Here is a 17,443-nt window from a genome sequence, read left to right on the forward strand (position 1 = left end):
TATTGATAAGTGATTGTTTGCCTTATCTATTTAAGCAAAAAAGCCCACCGTATTATTATATGAATACTAATGGGCATTTATATATGGTTTGAGTGAGTAGATTTTGGCAGTCAGTGAGACATTAAGGTTTTAATAATACTTTACCGTTTTTGCTAGATTGCAAATCACCATCGACGGCTTTTTTGATATTTGCCAAATCAAACGTGGCTTCGACAGGCAGTTTGAGGTTGCCATTGGTCGCGCGTTCGATCAGCTCATCAATCAAGCGTTGTTTGTTATCGACACTCATCTCTTGGCTGATTTTGCTGCCCCAGAAGCCTTTGATAACCGCTTGTTTAAAGATGATATTGGTTGGGTCTAGGTTCATTGGCTTACCTGACATAATACCAAACGAAGCCAACGTGCCACCATGACCGAGCAATTCTAATAGATCGTTACTAGATTCACCGCCAATCGAGTCAACCGCCGCGCTTATTTTGTCATCGCCCACAAGTTTACGAACTTGATCTTTCCAGTCGTCATCTGAGGTGTTGATATTATTTTTGATACCCAGTGCGTCCAGCTCTTTTATCGCGTCCGCACTACGGACGACATTGATGGTATTGATACCGCGTGCAGCGGCGAGCATCGCAAGTGATTTACCGACCGCACCATTAGCTGCATTATGAATGACCCATTGGCCTTCTTTTAGTTCTAAGAATTCAATAAGCATTAAGGCGCTAAGCGGCATGGCGATAAGCTGGCCTGCAATTTGATCTTCTAGACTGTCAGGAACGGCAAAGACCATGTCTTTTGAAGCCACAAAATACTCTGCCCATGTTGCTTGCACGCTGGCTGCCGCGACGCGCTGACCGACTTTGACGTCTTTCACATTATCCCCAATCGCATCAACGATGCCGACGGCTTCACTACCACCGATGGCTGGCAGCTCTGGCTTAAAGCCATACTGACCACGAATGGTAAGTAGGTCATGATTGTGAATAGAGGCCAGTATGGTTTTGACTCGAACCTCATCGGCTTTTGGTTCAGGGATAGGGCTGTCGCCAAGGCTCAAGACTTCAGTGGGTTTGCCAAATTTACTATAAGTTGCGCTACGCATGGGTGTGTCCTTTTTATTTTGAATGAAGTAATCGTACGTGATTGAATAGATTATTATTGGTCGATTATCGGCTCATTCATTTATTAATGATTAGTTATAAGCGCCCTATCAAGAAGCGCTTTATCCGCTCACCACAGTAGCAAGTCCGGCTTATCGTTATCAGTACTTATTTGGTTAAATAAGGTTAGTATTTGCTTACAGTTGTGAAGTAGCAGTTGCTCAGATTGTTTAATTGTTAACTTTGGCTTTATCTGTAGCTGTTGGGTCAATCACCTCAAATGTCTCATTAACGAGATTGGTCAGTAGCGGATCACCCTTGTCATTGACACGAAATAAGCCGTATTCTGCCGCTTCAAAAGCATTGGCATGACCTTCTTGGAAGAAAAAGGCATTGGTCGCAAGCTTGACCGAGCCGTTACGCAATCGGTAATGGATGGCTTTTTCATTGGCTGCCAAAGTATTGGGCTGATAACTATTTGCCAAGCGTACAAAGTGCCCGACATCGTGCTCATCTAAAGCAACTATCACATAACCGTCAGCCGATTTAGGACGGTCAACAGTTTTATCTAACGCATCCAAAATATCACGCTCCAAGGCATAATTAAGCGCCATATAATCGCCTTGCATAAAGCCACGCGGATCGACGGGCGCCAGTTGCAATAACACAGGAGTACCACTGGCAAGATGCGTCTCATACTTCATCACATTCATACTGACAAAGGTCAAAACACCAATCAAACCCAGTACGGCAATGGTGATGCTCACGGCTGGTTTTTGCCACCATGCTATTTGACGCGATGCTAGGAAAGAGGCGAAGGCGTTGTTTGCATCAGTACGTTTATTGGCATCATTCATGATACGTGCTCCTCACTATCGATCTGACTGGCGTTATGCTGGAGGTGCGCACTAGAGGCAGATAAGTCGTGAGCACGATAGCGTTTGACCAATATCCAGCGCAATAGCAGCAGCACGAGACCAACTACCAGCATCGAGACGGATTTGACCAATAAAGACGTGTTGAGCTGGTAGTAGTACCAAAACACATAACACACCAAGGCAAACACGCCAATACCGAATAAAGTACGTGTGCTATTGGCCACAGCAATGATAATAACCAAACTGGTGGCCAGCAACCCTGCAACATAGGTCGATATGATGCCTAAGACAATGACAGCGCTGCCAGTTATCAGCCCCACGGTAGAATGCCATTGAATACGATAACGCTGCAAAATCAGATAAGCGGCATATAGGCTGGCGAGTGTGAGCAGCCCTTGTGCCCAGTAGTCGCTATAGCGAAACAGCGTGTCGCTATTATCGAAGCCATAACGGTATTCATCGACAATAAAATAGACAGAAATGTACAAAAGCATGAGAGCACTGGCATAACCAACGGCTTTTATCAGCTCAAAGCTTGCTAACTGCCACTGAGCTGGAATGCGTTGCAACAATCGATGACGCTGTAAATGACTGACAATCGCAATCAATGCCAATAGACCCAGACTGATTTCGGGTAGCGCGTAATAACCGAGTAAAAAAACCACATAGCCAAACACCACTAAGCTACCAATCAATCGATACATAAAGCTTGGCACGATAAAGATCAAAGCACTTTGTAGCAATAAAAACACCCACACATCGAGTGGATGACTGATGCCACTTTCGCTCAAGCCATACACCACGTATAACTGACCTGCCACGCTGATCATAAAGGCCAGACTGCTCAAAAACATGCTGCGACGCTGATGTTCATATCTAAATGCGATGAAGCCACACGCATTTAACAACAGCCCAATCACGCCGATTATCATTGCATTGTCTAACGCGCCCGTACTTTCTAATATCAAGGTTAAAAAACCAATAAAGAACAAGCTGGCTAGCAGACCACTAAAACCAAAAAGAATCTGCACAAACCAAGGCGTGTCCTCTTGGTCATTATTATTGGCAAAGTTGGTTTCACTATTTTTATCAGTCGCATTGACCTCAACCGATTCATTGGCAATGTCACTTGTCATAGTAGGTTTATGGCTTAAACGAGCCGCTTTACGCAGCCAAACAACAGCTGCTGAACTCAGACCAACCAGTAGCAGCGCCAACACTAAAAAACCACTGCTATTAGTGTTTTCTAATAAGAATCTACTTGCCCAACACATCACTACGACAATGATAGAGAAGCTGACATAGGTCAGCATCAGTACATCGACACGATATCGGTAAAATCGCCACACCATAAAGGCACACCAAATACCCCATAGCGATAATAAAATCAGAGGCATCGTGACGCCACGGTTGTCAAAAATAGTAAAGATAGCAAGATGAGTGATGGCGTAGGTACTGAATAGACCCACCACATAAGTGCTCCAGTGCAACCCAGCTCTAGTATGATTTTGTCTATGAGTGGCGATAGGAGACAGAGTATCTACATCTGCTTTGGTAGAAGTCGTTTGAGAGGGGGTTTTATGGTCAATAAAAAACAGCCAGAGAGTCAGCGCGACAAAATTAGTGACGGCAAGCACGCCTATTTCTACCACGCCTTGGTATACATTATCGTTAAACAAAAAACCAGTCACGTCGAGATAAGACAGTAGACAAGCATTCAGTAGACCCAACCACAACAACCACAGCGCAGGGAAACGAGCAATCACGGCCCACGGCGTAATCAATAGCGCCCACACAAAGAACAACTGCCATGTGTCTGCGCCTGTCTGATAAGTCTGTCCAAACAAAGCAAGTAAGCTGCCAGTAATGATACTGGCAATGAGCAAAAGCAATTGACGAATGAGGAAAAACTGTCGCCTAACACACAAGCCAACGTAGAGGGCGATGGTTATAACCAGAGCGCCTTCGACCAATGCAAACTTACCCATTTTGCCCATGTCTGACCAGTTATAAGCGATAAAGAAAACAAGGGCTAAAGCCAGTGCGACTGATCCAATCACCAGCAGCGCTTTATCAAAAAAAGTAAGCCATGCTTGCTGGGTGGGGTAGACGTCAAAGTGGGCAGCCGTATCATCGCTGCGTTCGATAGGAGGGGTATTGTGTTTAAGCAAATGCTCAGTCGTGCGCTGTGGGTGGTTCATAGCACGCTCTCATTAAAAACAGTGTAAAGACTATCTTATCAAAACTATCCGCTTAACCCAGTCATTTATCAACAATCCTCTTAGTATAATTGTAGCGTCTTTAAAACTGCTCAATTCAAGCAAGTTTTGGCAAAAATGAGTGAAACGATAGGTGCTCGTTTTGGTCTTAAATTTGCTCGATAGACAGATGCTAACGATGATATGGCTTCTAAGTGTATTTTCGTTGTCCATTTTTGCCATGGTTTTATGGAGTTCTTACAAAAATAAATGACAGAAAAAAATAAAATATTTAGAAGGTTTTGCGACAGAAAATAAGTTTGATGATGGAGACAATCCTCATAGGATTGGCGAACTAAAATATTCACTGGGTCTTTACGATCAGTGATAAGTTATTAAAAACAATATTATAAGTGAAAATTATCATATTTTTTTCTACGTTTTGCTCAATACCTTATAAATACGAACTTTTCGAATCGTCATAGTTAATTACGGCTGTAAAGTAAATCGCATAAAATAGAGAGTAGTAAACGGTAATTTTTTGGCGATAAATGGTCATAAATCAGACAGAAAAAATTCTATTATTGTTCAATTTTTACTCAATATTGACCCATCAAAAATACCTATTTTTAGGGTTTTCTTATACTTATGTTCACCCAGAGCATATTGAAAATTGTTGACATTGATACTATTTTTTATTACTAATGGTTATCCATAATGTTACTAATAATTATCCAACGTCATCTCTATTACCACAGTTAAGTCTCAATTTTGTTTCAAAATTTATACTTCAACGGTCGAATAAAGCGATGAGCGGTATAAATATTGAGAATTCACTGGTGCTCAGATCTAACGCCTTCAAGTCTATTAGACTGCGATTTTAGGAGCACTGCCGCATTGGTCGCTGTGATGATGAGTGCTGTGAGCGTGGTTAGAATGCTCATGGTTAGAAGATGAATAGAGTGGATAGTAGCAGCATACGGATAAATTAAATGGACTTACTACAACTCAGTAAATCCGCCCAGCCACTTACCTGCTAGGATATTACATGATGCGCCCCTCCAATCACCTTTTGACGTCTGTATTTTTACCCACTTCTCTTGTACTGGCCATGTTTATGACAGGCTGTAGTGATAAGTCTGCAAGTGATGGTACTGCCAGCCAATCTTCAAATATCGATCCGAATGTATTGGCTGAAAAACAAGAGTTGGTTGTCAATAATGCCGCCGAGCCAGAGTCGCTGGATCCGCACAAGGTATCAGGGGTTCCAGAATCTGGTATTGATCGTCAGATGTTTGAAGGTCTAACCAATACCGATGCAGATGGTAAGACCATTCCGGGTATGGCAACCAGTTGGGAGAGTCCTGATAATAAAGTATGGACGTTTAAATTGCGTGATGCCAAATGGTCAAATGGTGATCCTGTAACCGCAGAAGATTTTGCTTATAGCCTGCGCCGTCTAGTCGATCCAGAGACCGCATCCCCTTATTCGAGCTATCTCGTTGATGCCAAGATTGTGGGTGCTGAGCAAATAGTCGAAGGCAAGGCAGGCATAGACACGCTTGGTGTCAAAGCCGTCGATGACAAAACCTTGCAAGTGACATTATCAGAGCCAGTGCCTTATTTTCCAGATATGATGATCCATAACTCGGTCAAGCCCGTCCACCAAAAGACAGTCGAAGAATTTGGTGATAAATGGACTGATCCTGCCAATATCGTGGTCAACGGCCCTTACAAAGTCAGTAAATGGCAAGTCAACGATCAAATCGTCCTAACGCGTAACCCTGCTTATTACGATGACGCCAATACCAAAATTGATACTGTCACCATGCTCGCGATTCCTTCTAGTACCACTGATGTGGCGCGCTATCAGGCAGGTGAGATTGACATGACATACAATGAAGTTCCAACTGAGCAGTTTGCGTCTCTCAAAGAGCAGCTTGGTGATGAGCTCACCGTCTCTCCTTATCTATGCACCTATTATTATGAATTTAATAACGTCAAACCACCATTTAATGATGTCAAAGTACGCCGTGCGCTCGCCTTGGCGTTAGATCGTGACACGGTGGTAGACAAGGTCATCGGTCAAGGACAAACCGCGGCCTATCAGTTGACACCGATCGCGACCAATGGCGGCGTAAAAAACACGCCAGAATGGTCAACGTGGGATCAAGAGAAGCGTCTTGCCGAAGCCAAAAAACTGCTGAATGAAGCAGGCTATAACGAGAGCAACCCACTGAAATTTGAGCTTTTATACAACACCAACGATCTTCATAAGAAAACGGCGGTTGCCGTTGCCTCGCTATGGAAGCAATCGCTTGGCTTTGTCGATGTAAGCTTGATCAATAAAGAGTGGAAAACCTACCTCGATACGCGCCGTAATGGTAACTATCAAATCGCTCGTGCGGGTTGGTGTGGTGATTACAACGAAGCCTCAACCTTCTTAAATATCGTAAAAACAGGCAATAGTAATAACCACGGTAAATACTCTAATGCCAACTTTGATAGCCTCATGGCACAAACCCTAAAACCAGGTGTGACGCCTGAGCAGCGTACCGATTTATACAATAAAGCCGAAGCTCAACTAGACCAAGACATGCCTTTATTAAATGTCTATCACTATGTTAGCCCTCGTTTGATCAAGCCTTATGTCATCGGCTTCCCAATGAAAGATGCCTTGAATAACTGGCAGGCAAAAGATTTGTCTATCGCCAAACACTAATAAATCAGAATTTTAATAGGTGAGTGTGATGTAGACCGCTTCGGCTGGTTCATCGCACTCGCTGCTATTGTCAGTAAGTGATTACTGCATGTTATATCTGTTGTATCCTTCCGGCTTTAATTGGGCTTATGAAGGGGCACTTCCATAAAGAGGTCTTATGTTAAAACTGATTTTTCGGCGTATTTTAGAGGCCATCCCGACCTTATTTGTTTTGATAACTGTCTCCTTTTTTATGATGCGCTTAGCGCCTGGTAATCCTTTCTCAGGCGATCGTACTTTAACACCAGCGGTAATGGCTAACATTGAAGCCAAGTACAATCTCAACGACCCCTTGTGGTTACAGTATATCCATTATTTAGGACAGCTTGCGGTAGGCGACCTTGGACCGTCTTTTAAGTATAAAGACTATACGGTCAATGAGTTGTTGTCGCAGTCGTTTCCGGTATCTATGGAACTTGGGATTTATGCGTTTGTCCTCGCATTGGTTTTGGGGCTGATCTTTGGGGTAATAGCCGCACTTAAGCAAAACTCATGGCTCGATTATGTATTGATGGCGTTTGCGATGACAGGGGTTGTAATTCCAAGCTTTGTTAAAGCGCCGCTCTTGGTACTCATCTTTGCGATCATTTTACACTGGCTACCAGCGGGTGGGTGGAATGATGGCGCACTGCAAAACCTTATATTACCCGTCACTGCTTTAGCATTGGCCTATACGGCGAGTATCGCGCGGATCATGCGCGGATCGATGATTGAGGTGATGAACAGTCAATATATTCGCACGGCGAGAGCCAAAGGCTTACCGATGCACCGGATTGTCATGAAGCACGCGCTTAGACCAGCGATGCTGCCTGTGATCTCGTATTTAGGCCCTGCCTTTGTCGGTATTATTACAGGCTCTATTGTGATTGAGACCATTTTTGGTTTGCCAGGTATTGGGCAGTTATTCGTAAATGGCGCCCTAAACCGCGATTATGGCGTGGTGCTTAGTTTGACGATTTTGGTGGGTGTGCTGACCATTACGTTCAATGCCATTGTTGATATTTTATACGCCATGATTGACCCAAAGATTCAGTATTAAATATGGCGAATTATTATTTAAGTAGATTATTACAAGGACAACTATGAGCCTTATTGTAGACCAGCCCACCGACATTATCCTGTCGCCAGCGAAAGAGATTAAAGGTCGCAGTCTTTGGCAAGATGCGTGGCGACGTTTTTATCAAAACAAGGCAGCGGTTGCCAGCTTTTTTATTTTATTACTGATTGGCGCTTTTGTCCTATTTGTTCCTCTGTTTGCCCCTTTTGGTTATGCCGAAACCGACTGGAACTTCATGCAAGCTGCGCCGTCTATCGAAAATAAGCATTACTTTGGTACCGACTCTCTCGGTCGAGACTTATTGGTGCGTACTGCCGTTGGTGGTCGTATTTCTTTGATGGTTGGGATAGCGGGAGCAACGGTTGCTGTGCTTTTTGGCACTGTCTATGGCGCGACGTCAGGCTATCTTGGCGGCAAAGTCGACATGATTATGATGCGGTTCTTAGAGATTCTAAGCGCCTTTCCGTTCATGTTTTTTGTGATTTTATTGGTCACGATATTTGGGCGTAACCTAATCCTAATCTTTGTCGCTATCGGACTGGTATCTTGGTTGGATGTGGCTCGGATTGTTCGCGGTCAGACGCTCAGCCTCAAGAGTAAAGAGTTCATTGAAGCGGCTCACGTTGGCGGTGTGTCAGGCTTTAATATTATCCTGCGTCATATCGTGCCCAATGTACTTGGCGTGGTCGTTATCTATGCCTCACTACTGGTGCCGACGATGATTTTGTTTGAATCATTTTTGAGCTTTTTGGGATTGGGTGTGCAAGAACCGATGACCAGTTGGGGCGCACTACTGCAAGAAGGCTCTCGCACCATGCAAGTAGCGCCTTGGCAGATTTTGATTCCGTCGGCTTTTCTGGTCATTACGCTATTTTGCTTTAACTTTATTGGCGATGGTCTACGCGATGCGTTTGACCCTAAAGACCGCTAGGAGAGTGACATCGTGGTAACTAAAGATTTCAGTAACACCATTAATAACAATCTTAATGAGGGTTCTAGCAACAGTCTCATTACGCCTCCCAACACCTTGCTAGCAGTAAAAGATTTGTCTGTTCAGTTCAAGACTGAGGATGGTCTGGTGACCGCGGTGAATGGGTTAAATTTTGATCTGCATGAGGGTGAAACCTTAGGCATCGTTGGCGAATCAGGCTCTGGCAAGTCGCAGACTGCCTTTGCCATTATGGGACTGCTAGCAAAAAATGGTCATGCCAAAGGCTCAGTACGCTTTCAAGGCAATGAGCTACTAGGCTTACCGCAAAAGGCTCTGAATAAAATCCGTGCCGAGCAGGTGGCGATGATTTTTCAAGATCCCATGACGTCACTCAATCCTTATATGAAAATCGGCGATCAGCTCGCCGAAGTATTGATATTGCATAAAGGAATGAATAAAAAGGACGCGTGGGTAGAGTCGATACGCATGTTAGATGCGGTCAAAATCCCTGAGGCCAAAAAACGCATTGGCATGTATCCGCATGAATTTTCAGGTGGTATGCGTCAGCGAGTGATGATTGCGATGGCATTACTCTGTCGCCCCAAGTTGTTGATTGCTGATGAGCCTACCACTGCACTCGATGTGACGGTGCAAGCGCAAATCATGGTGCTACTCAATGAGCTAAAACGCGACTTCGGTACAACGATCATCATGATTACCCATGATTTGGGCGTGGTGGCGGGTATCTGTGATCGCGTCCTAGTGATGTACGCTGGTCGCACGATGGCCTATGGCGAGACGGAGGAGATTTTTTATACGCCAACCCATCCGTATACCATCGGATTATTAAAAGCCATTCCGCGTCTGGATAATGAAATCGGCAAGCTTGAGACGATTCCCGGTAGTCCGCCAAACTTATTGGACTTGCCTGCAGGCTGTCCTTTTTATGAGCGTTGTCCTCATGCGATGGATATCTGCCGTGATACACCGCCGCCGCTTGAGTTTTTGCCGCATGATCGTCAGCGCGCTTGTCATTGGCATCCTGAAACAGAAACGGATACCTCGGCAGATATTCATGCCAATCATCAACCAGAGATAGAGGGGTAGACGATGATGACACAGACTTCTAATAGCAGCGCGACCCAGCCTAAAACACCGTTACTCAAAGTACGTGACGTTCACACCACCTTTAATATCAAACAAAAAGGCACTTATTTTTGGCAAAAGCCTGCGACGTTAAAAGCGGTCAATGGCGTCTCATTTGAGATATTTGCTGGCGAGACCTTGGGCGTGGTAGGTGAATCGGGCTGCGGTAAATCGACCCTTGCTCGTACTATCGTGGGCTTGATCGAAGCCAATTCTGGTAGCATTCTGTTTAATGAGGAAGAACTCGTAGGCGCGTCCAAAAAAACCATGAGAATGAAGCGAAAAGACATTCAAATGATTTTTCAAGATCCGCTTGCGTCATTGAACCCGCGCATGACCGTGGGCGATATCATTGCCGAGCCGCTACGTACATATTATCCAAAAATGAAAAAGTCTGAGGTACAAAGCGAAGTACGCGAGATTATGAAAAAGGTTGGGCTACTGCCCAATCAGATCAACCGGTATCCGCATGAGTTCTCAGGTGGACAGTGTCAGCGCATTGGCATTGCCCGCGCTTTAATCTTAAAGCCCAAAATTATCATCTGTGATGAGCCAGTCTCCGCGCTTGATGTTTCTATTCAAGCGCAAGTCATTAACTTATTGCAAGACATCCAAGAAGAGATGGGACTCGCGCTTATCTTTATTGCCCATGATTTGTCGGTGATTAAGCACATTGCTGATCGGGTGCTGGTCATGTATTTGGGTAACGCCGTTGAACTTGGGGTCAATAAAGCCGTGTATGGCAATCCGACCCATCCTTACACTCAAGCATTGATGTCGGCGGTGCCTTTACCTGATCCCATTGCTGAGCGCAATAAAACCATTCAACTATTAGAAGGCGATTTGCCAAGTCCCATTAATCCGCCCTCAGGCTGCGCGTTTCGAACGCGCTGTCCACTAGCGGATGAGGAGTGTGCCCAGATCAAACCTATACTAGAAGGGAATATAAATCACCGAGTGGCTTGCCTAAAAAATACAGTCGACGCGGTATCGTAGGTTAGCAGTTCTTTAAAAATAAACGACTATGTTAAGTTACTTTATTAAAAAATACCAAAGGTGAATAACATCATCTTTGGTATTTTTTTGGGCGTGAATGTTGATATATTTAGGGCACATCGAATATTTAAAATGCCATAAACCACGATAAAGCAAATATAGCGAGATTGACATAAATTTTGCGCAGCCTCTGTCTGCGAAGGCACAGCAAGCAAGCAAAATTTATGTCGATAGCACGTGATATTAGCGCGCTCTTTAATAAAACTCGATACGGCTTAGCACATGCTCTTGCACCATATAAGCACACACATACGCACTCGGCCATGCTACGAGAAAGGCAAGTCCCCATGAGTGCAGCAATTCAGCAAAAAAACCATCAATAAAGCCCACCTTAATGAGCATCAGTGCCGTCGATATGATAAGCGACATCATTAATGCCATAAGACCCGTAAAGATTAGGCGATAGTATTTACGGCGGGTACGTATTCTGATGGTGGGGAAGTTGGCCATATTTTCGATTGTCCTACGAGTGATAGCAGTGCTTATGATACTCCGTGATGACAAATGGGTAAAATCGTTATTATCAATCATTAGGTTCGTTGTAAATTAATAACCATCGTTTTGTCTTGAGCAAAATAATATCTCTAGATAATGCGCTGTTCTAGAGAGTAACTTTTGCTACGATAATCTATGACAACCAAGATTTAAGTATGAATAGGACAAGCAAATGGCGCATCAAACTCAGCAGACATTGGGTATCATCGGCGGTATGAGTTGGGAGAGTACCGAAAGCTACTATCGCCTAATCAATGAGGGCGTCAAAAATCAGTTGGGCGGATTACATTCGGCAGACTTACTGATTCATAGTGTGGACTTTGCTCCAGTCAGCGCGTTGCAGGCGCAAGGGGCGTGGGGTGAGATGGGTGTGATGATGGCGAGTAGCGGCAAGCGTCTACAAGCGGCGGGCGCAAAAGGATTGCTAATTGCGACCAATACCATGCACAAACTGGTCGATGATGTACAAGCGGCGACTGACCTGCCATTGATTCATATTGCAGACGCCACTATCGATGCCATCAAAAAACAAAATCTCAGCAAAATAGCGTTATTAGGCACGCAGTTTACGATGACCCAAGACTTTTATAAGCAGCGTCTGATTGATGCAGGGTTAGAAGTGTTGATACCTACCGAGGACAAGCGGGCAGAGGTACACCGCATTATTTATGAGGAGCTGTGTCAAGGCCAGTTTGTCGATAGCTCACGAGCGTACTATCGCCAAGTGATCAAGGACTCGATAGCAACAGGAGCAGAGGGTGTGATACTAGGTTGTACTGAGATTGGCCTGTTGATCACTCAAGCGGACAGCCCCATTCCTGTATTTGACACCACGGCGATTCATGCCGCCGCCGCGGTAGATTTTTTATTGGCTGATGTCGCGTTGTAATGTGTCAATAATCAACGATTAGCCCAGCAAAGATTTTTACATACGGTGGTTTTTGTTAGGTCAAAGTTGTGCCACATACAAATTAACAAAAGTCGTAATGATCAAGAGCTATCAAGCTAAGCGTATATATGAACCACGCTATGATCCTTTACTGTTCCTAATCATACGGTGTCTATAGAGTCGTCTGCGAAGTCGTCGATGTAGCCTTGTTATGCGGCGCAAAGGGAGCAGTTTCCATACAGTCGTTGGGGTGATGTCACGACAAGATGCAGAGGTGCCACCATGCACACGATATCCTTCACTCCCTTGTGCAGCCTCTTCGGCAACCAGTTTTTTACCCTTACGCCATCCGCCATGTGCATATAGTCCTGCTCCCATCAGAGCCGTGGCTACCATGCCTGCTGGGAACGACAGCCAAAGCGCGTCCTCACCGAGTAGGGGATAAAGCCCAAACGCAAATCCAAGGCGCACGGGATACATCGAGATCGCCATAACGATCAATGGCCAAATCACATAACCGTTCGCCCGCATGGTGCCAAACAGCACTTGCGCTATCCCAAAAAAGATAAAACCCCATGTCGCCATGAGCTGAATGTGTTCCCCGATTGGCAACGCTTCGCTATCACTGCCAAGGAAAAAGCCCAAAATAGTGCCATCAAAAATGGTCAGCACCGCGATAATTGCGCCTGTCAATATCACGTTAAAGATGAGTCCCCACCGAGTGATATCTGAGACTCTGGTCCATTGGTTGGCACCGATATTTTGTGCGACCATCGCACTGGCGGCGGCACTTAGCGCCATTGCTGGCATCTGTACGTATGTCCACAGCTGCTGGGTAGCACTATAGGCAGCTGTGGTCTGTACCCCTTCACGGTTGATCAGTGACAGCATCGTCAATGCTGCCGAAGAGATGACAATCATCTGCAGGCCCATCGGCAAGCCTTTCGAGAACATCGATTTTAAAATGGCTCGGTCTGCGCGCAAAAAGCGCAGCTCTGGCATACTGAGTGTCAGCACAGAGCCACGCAGGTACATCGTGATAACCATACCAATAAGCGCTAGCGTGTTTGCGGCGGCTGTGGCGAAGGCTGAGCCAAATATACCCCATTCGGGAAAAGGCCCTAGACCCAAAATCAGTGTCGGTGTCAAAATCAGATCGATAATCACCGATATAATGATAAACCAAAGCGGCGTCGTAGAATCACCTGTCCCGCGCAGTGCCATCATGATCAGCGTAAACGTGAGCGTGACGGGCATCGCAACGAAAATCATCCGTAGATAGGTCAAAGCCAAATCCACTGCACTGGCTGGCGTGCCAAGCAAATCTAGTAGCATCGGTGCAAATATCCATCCTCCTGCCGACACCAGTATACTGATCGGAATAATGCTGCCGAGCGCCGTGCCCATGGTTCTTTTGACCATCGCCTCATCACGGCGGCCCATGGCCTGACCAATCAGAATAGTAGACGCCATACCAAAACCAAAGACGAAGGAGATGAGTATAAACATCAAAATGTTGCCGTTCGCTGTCGCGGCGAGCGCCTCTTCCCCCAAAAAGCGCCCCACCCAGACGGCATTGATGGAGCCGTTCAACGACTGTAGCGCTGACGATCCAAGAGTTGGCAAAGCAAATAGGAGCATCGTTTTGGCAATCGACCCTTCGGTGAGGTCACGCCGTTTGTCAGTGGCAATACTGGTGTCGCTCAATGTCTTTCCTTTTGCGCCATTCAAGTGGGCTTTGATTTATGATAAAAATGCGTCTTAGGACAGAGGGTAGGTAACGAACTTGAAACTGATCGCATAAAAACGCTTATTATAAATGACAATGCCCGTGCCATTTTTATTAGAACGGTAAGCAAACCCCATGCTGACATAAGCCCTAGTAATAAATGTGTTACTAACGTTGTTGTTGCTTTGCTTTTAACCGCCGCCATCATGACCAAACTGATGCCGCAAGCACAGCTGATTATGATGTCTGAGGTCGGTCATGTGCCGATGATCGAGGCAGTAAAAGAGACGGCCAGTGATTACAAAGAATTTCGTGCAACGCTTGAGGGTCAGTAACTCACAAATCTTTTGTTAATCGCGTCAGTAAGGCGTCTGTACTTTCGTCTCTGACCAACGTGACGCCTTGTCCTGCCCATAACGACAGATGCTCGGCGTCCAAATGCTTGGTCGCATCCGCCCGCATAAACTTGGTCATGGCATTGAGTTGCGGGTAGGGCGGTAGCGCATCCGCACGCTCAAATTGAGCAAAATCACGCAGATAATCGTTTAACAGACCACGCGCAAGCTTACCTGAGAACAGTCGTGTTAAGCACGTCTCGCTACTGCGTAACCCTTGACTGGCATCAATGAGCGCTTGTTTATACGTATTATTGATACCGCATTTATCTGTGGTCAAAAACGCTGTTCCCATTTGTGCAAGTTCGGCTCCTGCTGCTTGTACTGCCCTGATATCCTGTGCCGTCATAATGCCACCTGCGGCAATCAACGGAATATCCGTGCACGCGCGCGTTTGACTAATCAGCGTCAATAACCCCAATGGATCGGTTTCGCTTTGTGGCAACCAGCCACCGCGATGACCGCCTGCTTCCGCCCCTTGCGCGCACACCGCATCTGCACCAATATCGCTCCATGCTTTGGCTTCCAATGGGTGGTTTGCCGTACCGATGACTCGCGTGCCGACACGTTGCAGACGCTGAACTTGCTCGGCGCTGATAATACCAAAAGTAAAACTGGCAACAGGTACAGGATTGTCATAGAGCACTTGTAACTGCTCAGCAAAGCTCTGTGCTGGACGCGCGGGTAGTGTAAATTCTATATTCTGCTCTTGGTAATATTGACTCAGCCAAGTCGGCATGGCGGTATCAAAGTTGCTCGACTCCTGCTCAGATAGCACCATCAGATTGACCATAAAAGGACGGTCGGTCAGGGTCTTAATCGTATCGATTTGATTATCCAAAACGTCTGGCGCGGTCATACCAGCGCCCAATGAACCCAGTCCACCAAAGTTACTGACACTCGCAATCAGCTCAGGAGTGGTGGCACCGCCTGCCATTGGCGCTTGGATGATCGGGTAGGTGAGGTTAAGCGTATTGAGTAAGCTCATGAATGGCTCCTTTTTATTAGGATATTTGCATGACTTACTGTAGCAGAGGTAGGCGGTGCGCGTGTTGGATAGTGTTTATTTAGTTGCTGAATAAGGGGGTGGGATTTGGCTACGAAGTTGTAGTTAAAATAGTTGACTATAAAACTGTAGTTAAAGCTTATTAATACATATACTTGAGATTACTAAATGTCTAGCCAAAGAAAGTTGAAATAAATAATGAATAAAATATCTCAAATTACTCGACGCAATATATTTGATATCTTAAAAATAGAGGAAATTTGGTGGGCAGGAAAGCTAGATGAAACAGAGTTTTTATCTAGAATTTATGATTTAGAAAGTATGCCGTCGAAAGACCCTAGATACGAAAATGCTGCAGGTGATATATGGCAACACAGAATTAATAATTATGACTGGGAGGATGATTGGGTATTCAGTGATGCAAGATTTAACTTGTTAAATTGCGATGACGCCACTCTTTTGAACTTTCTCTGTCTGATGATACATCCAGTGGTAAGAACTGATCAAAAGGAAGTTGAAAGAATAACAAAGGTACTCAACGATAATTTGTATCATGATGAGTTCGAGATTGTTGAAACAACCAAAATATCTGGTAGACCAGTTTTTAGTGGAAAAATGAAGTTTACAGGAAAAACATCGATCGAAAGAAAAAGTAATGAAATCAAAGTTATTTTTAACGCTGAGTACGTTTCTCAGCAGATTAACTTAATGGAATCATCAATTGAAACTTCACCTTATCAAGCGATAGGAGTAGCGAAAGAGTTGATTGAAACTGCTTGTAAATCAATCTTTAAAAGTAGGCAAAAAGAATACAATAAAAACTGGGACTTATCTAAATTAATGAAAGAAACCACTAAGCTGCTCAAAATTACGCCTGACAATATATCTAATGAAGCAAAAGCAGCGAGTTCAATACGACAGATTCTAGGTAGTTTATCCGCTGTTGTCCAAGGCATTGCAGAGGTTAGAAACGAATATGGTAGTGGTCATGGCAAAGATAGTGATTTCAAAGGTCTACAACCTAGGCACGCTAAGTTAGCAGTTGGAGCATCATCTACCTTAGCTATATATCTACTAGAAACGCATGAAATGAGAAAAGATAGTTAAGAAAACTGACTCATTTTTATAACTTAGTAGCTCAACCATATCATCACCGCTAATCAGCAAACTCCAATGACATGCCCTAAACAGACTGACTCTAGTCCTCTACTTCAACGAATTTACCGTTAGTATGACGCCAAATCCGTCTGGATCAGTCAACTCGATACCGTTTTCATTCCAATAAGGATTTTGTGAGGTGATTGGTAGTATATCTGCCTGTTTTGCTCTCTCTATAACGGTTTTGATTTCCTCTTCGATATCTAAGTAAAATACGATCAAATCGTCCCTGTCAGGATGATGGTTTGCTTTATCAGCGGAATAGGTAAACTCCATATGCCAATCCTGATCGGGAAATCCTAAAAAAACACCATCGTAACCATTATGGTCTTTGAAGCCGCCCAGCTTTTCTAGTCCAATAATTTTTTGATAAAAATCAATAATGGTATCCAAATTATTGGTGTGTCGCGCATATCGAAATTTCATAAGTATCCTTACTCATTTAGGAGGAGCGGTATAGAGTTCAGATCAGTGACAACCAAATAAAGACAAAATGAGGATAACAGTGGTCGCATAACTGTCTTCGAACTGACCATGATATAAATCATTCAAGCACTGATTTATTGTACACAAAAAAAGAGCCAATCATCCAAGCCACCAAAAAGATGACTAAGAAAATTGACCCATTTTTATAACTTTATTTTTTA

At 44.6% G+C, this 17,443-nt stretch carries 15 protein-coding genes; 8 read left to right on the top strand and 7 right to left on the bottom strand.

Translation table 11 applies throughout. The features are described 5' to 3' along the window. Positions 1-121 precede the first annotated feature (121 nt). The 3 genes from CZ794_RS11565 to CZ794_RS11575 all read right to left on the bottom strand — a co-directional run bounded on the left by CZ794_RS11565 (position 122) and on the right by CZ794_RS11575 (position 4,176). Positions 122-1,099, bottom strand: coding sequence for a zinc-binding dehydrogenase (locus tag CZ794_RS11565; protein WP_087041769.1), 978 nt, complete (start codon positions 1,097-1,099; stop codon positions 122-124). Positions 1,100-1,327: 228 nt separating this feature from the next. Continuing rightward, on the bottom strand, positions 1,328-1,954 hold the full coding sequence (locus CZ794_RS11570) for a GDYXXLXY domain-containing protein (RefSeq protein WP_087041770.1): 627 nt from the start codon (positions 1,952-1,954) through the stop codon (positions 1,328-1,330). Further along, positions 1,951-4,176, bottom strand: coding sequence for a DUF2157 domain-containing protein (locus tag CZ794_RS11575; RefSeq protein WP_087041771.1), 2,226 nt, complete (start codon positions 4,174-4,176; stop codon positions 1,951-1,953). The genes CZ794_RS11570 and CZ794_RS11575 overlap by 4 nt, the downstream gene beginning before the upstream one ends. A gap of 1,048 nt (positions 4,177-5,224) precedes the next feature. Between CZ794_RS11575 and CZ794_RS11580 the strand changes: the two genes are divergently transcribed. The 5 genes from CZ794_RS11580 to oppF all read left to right on the top strand — a co-directional run bounded on the left by CZ794_RS11580 (position 5,225) and on the right by oppF (position 11,064). Then, positions 5,225-6,895 (top strand): ABC transporter substrate-binding protein, encoded by a 1,671-nt coding sequence (locus CZ794_RS11580; protein ID WP_143515731.1) that lies wholly within the window; start codon positions 5,225-5,227, stop codon positions 6,893-6,895. Positions 6,896-7,052: 157 nt separating this feature from the next. Further along, positions 7,053-7,973 (top strand): oligopeptide ABC transporter permease OppB, encoded by a 921-nt coding sequence (gene oppB / locus CZ794_RS11585; protein ID WP_087041772.1) that lies wholly within the window; start codon positions 7,053-7,055, stop codon positions 7,971-7,973. 43 nt (positions 7,974-8,016) lie between these two features. Then, on the top strand, positions 8,017-8,922 hold the full coding sequence (gene oppC, locus CZ794_RS11590; protein WP_087041773.1) for an oligopeptide ABC transporter permease OppC: 906 nt from the start codon (positions 8,017-8,019) through the stop codon (positions 8,920-8,922). A 39-nt stretch (positions 8,923-8,961) separates the two neighbouring features. After that, complete coding sequence (gene oppD / locus CZ794_RS11595; RefSeq protein WP_373407937.1) at positions 8,962-10,029, top strand: oligopeptide ABC transporter ATP-binding protein OppD; 1,068 nt, start codon at positions 8,962-8,964, stop codon at positions 10,027-10,029. 6 nt (positions 10,030-10,035) lie between these two features. After that, positions 10,036-11,064, top strand: coding sequence for a murein tripeptide/oligopeptide ABC transporter ATP binding protein OppF (oppF, locus tag CZ794_RS11600; protein ID WP_087042177.1), 1,029 nt, complete (start codon positions 10,036-10,038; stop codon positions 11,062-11,064). A 255-nt stretch (positions 11,065-11,319) separates the two neighbouring features. Here oppF and CZ794_RS11605 read toward each other — a convergent pair whose 3' ends face one another. Then, the gene (locus tag CZ794_RS11605; RefSeq protein ID WP_087041774.1) at positions 11,320-11,574 is read right to left on the bottom strand and encodes a DUF2798 domain-containing protein; all 255 of its coding nucleotides are present in this window, start codon (positions 11,572-11,574) and stop codon (positions 11,320-11,322) included. A gap of 217 nt (positions 11,575-11,791) precedes the next feature. Between CZ794_RS11605 and CZ794_RS11610 the strand changes: the two genes are divergently transcribed. Next, the gene (locus tag CZ794_RS11610) at positions 11,792-12,508 is read left to right on the top strand and encodes an aspartate/glutamate racemase family protein (RefSeq protein ID WP_087041775.1); all 717 of its coding nucleotides are present in this window, start codon (positions 11,792-11,794) and stop codon (positions 12,506-12,508) included. A gap of 138 nt (positions 12,509-12,646) precedes the next feature. On the opposite strand, the gene CZ794_RS11615 is transcribed toward CZ794_RS11610, so the two are convergent. Then, a complete protein-coding gene (locus tag CZ794_RS11615; protein WP_087041776.1) occupies positions 12,647-14,215 on the bottom strand; it encodes an MATE family efflux transporter in 1,569 nt (522 codons plus the stop codon). Positions 14,216-14,443: 228 nt separating this feature from the next. Here CZ794_RS11615 and CZ794_RS14200 point away from each other — a divergent pair, with 228 nt between their 5' ends. Continuing rightward, the gene (locus CZ794_RS14200; RefSeq protein ID WP_256958963.1) at positions 14,444-14,572 is read left to right on the top strand and encodes a hypothetical protein; all 129 of its coding nucleotides are present in this window, start codon (positions 14,444-14,446) and stop codon (positions 14,570-14,572) included. Position 14,573: 1 nt separating this feature from the next. Here CZ794_RS14200 and CZ794_RS11620 read toward each other — a convergent pair whose 3' ends face one another. Further along, positions 14,574-15,620, bottom strand: a complete 1,047-nt coding sequence (locus CZ794_RS11620; protein ID WP_087041777.1) for a nitronate monooxygenase family protein — start codon at positions 15,618-15,620, stop codon at positions 14,574-14,576. A 216-nt stretch (positions 15,621-15,836) separates the two neighbouring features. Here CZ794_RS11620 and CZ794_RS11625 point away from each other — a divergent pair, with 216 nt between their 5' ends. After that, positions 15,837-16,745: an abortive infection family protein gene (locus CZ794_RS11625; protein ID WP_179207305.1), complete on the top strand. Its 909-nt coding sequence runs from the start codon at positions 15,837-15,839 to the stop codon at positions 16,743-16,745. 99 nt (positions 16,746-16,844) lie between these two features. On the opposite strand, the gene CZ794_RS11630 is transcribed toward CZ794_RS11625, so the two are convergent. After that, positions 16,845-17,222, bottom strand: coding sequence for a VOC family protein (locus tag CZ794_RS11630; protein WP_087041779.1), 378 nt, complete (start codon positions 17,220-17,222; stop codon positions 16,845-16,847). Positions 17,223-17,443: the final 221 nt, after the last annotated feature.

Source organism: Psychrobacter sp. JB385 (assembly GCF_900163785.1).
GTDB lineage: Bacteria > Pseudomonadota > Gammaproteobacteria > Pseudomonadales > Moraxellaceae > Psychrobacter.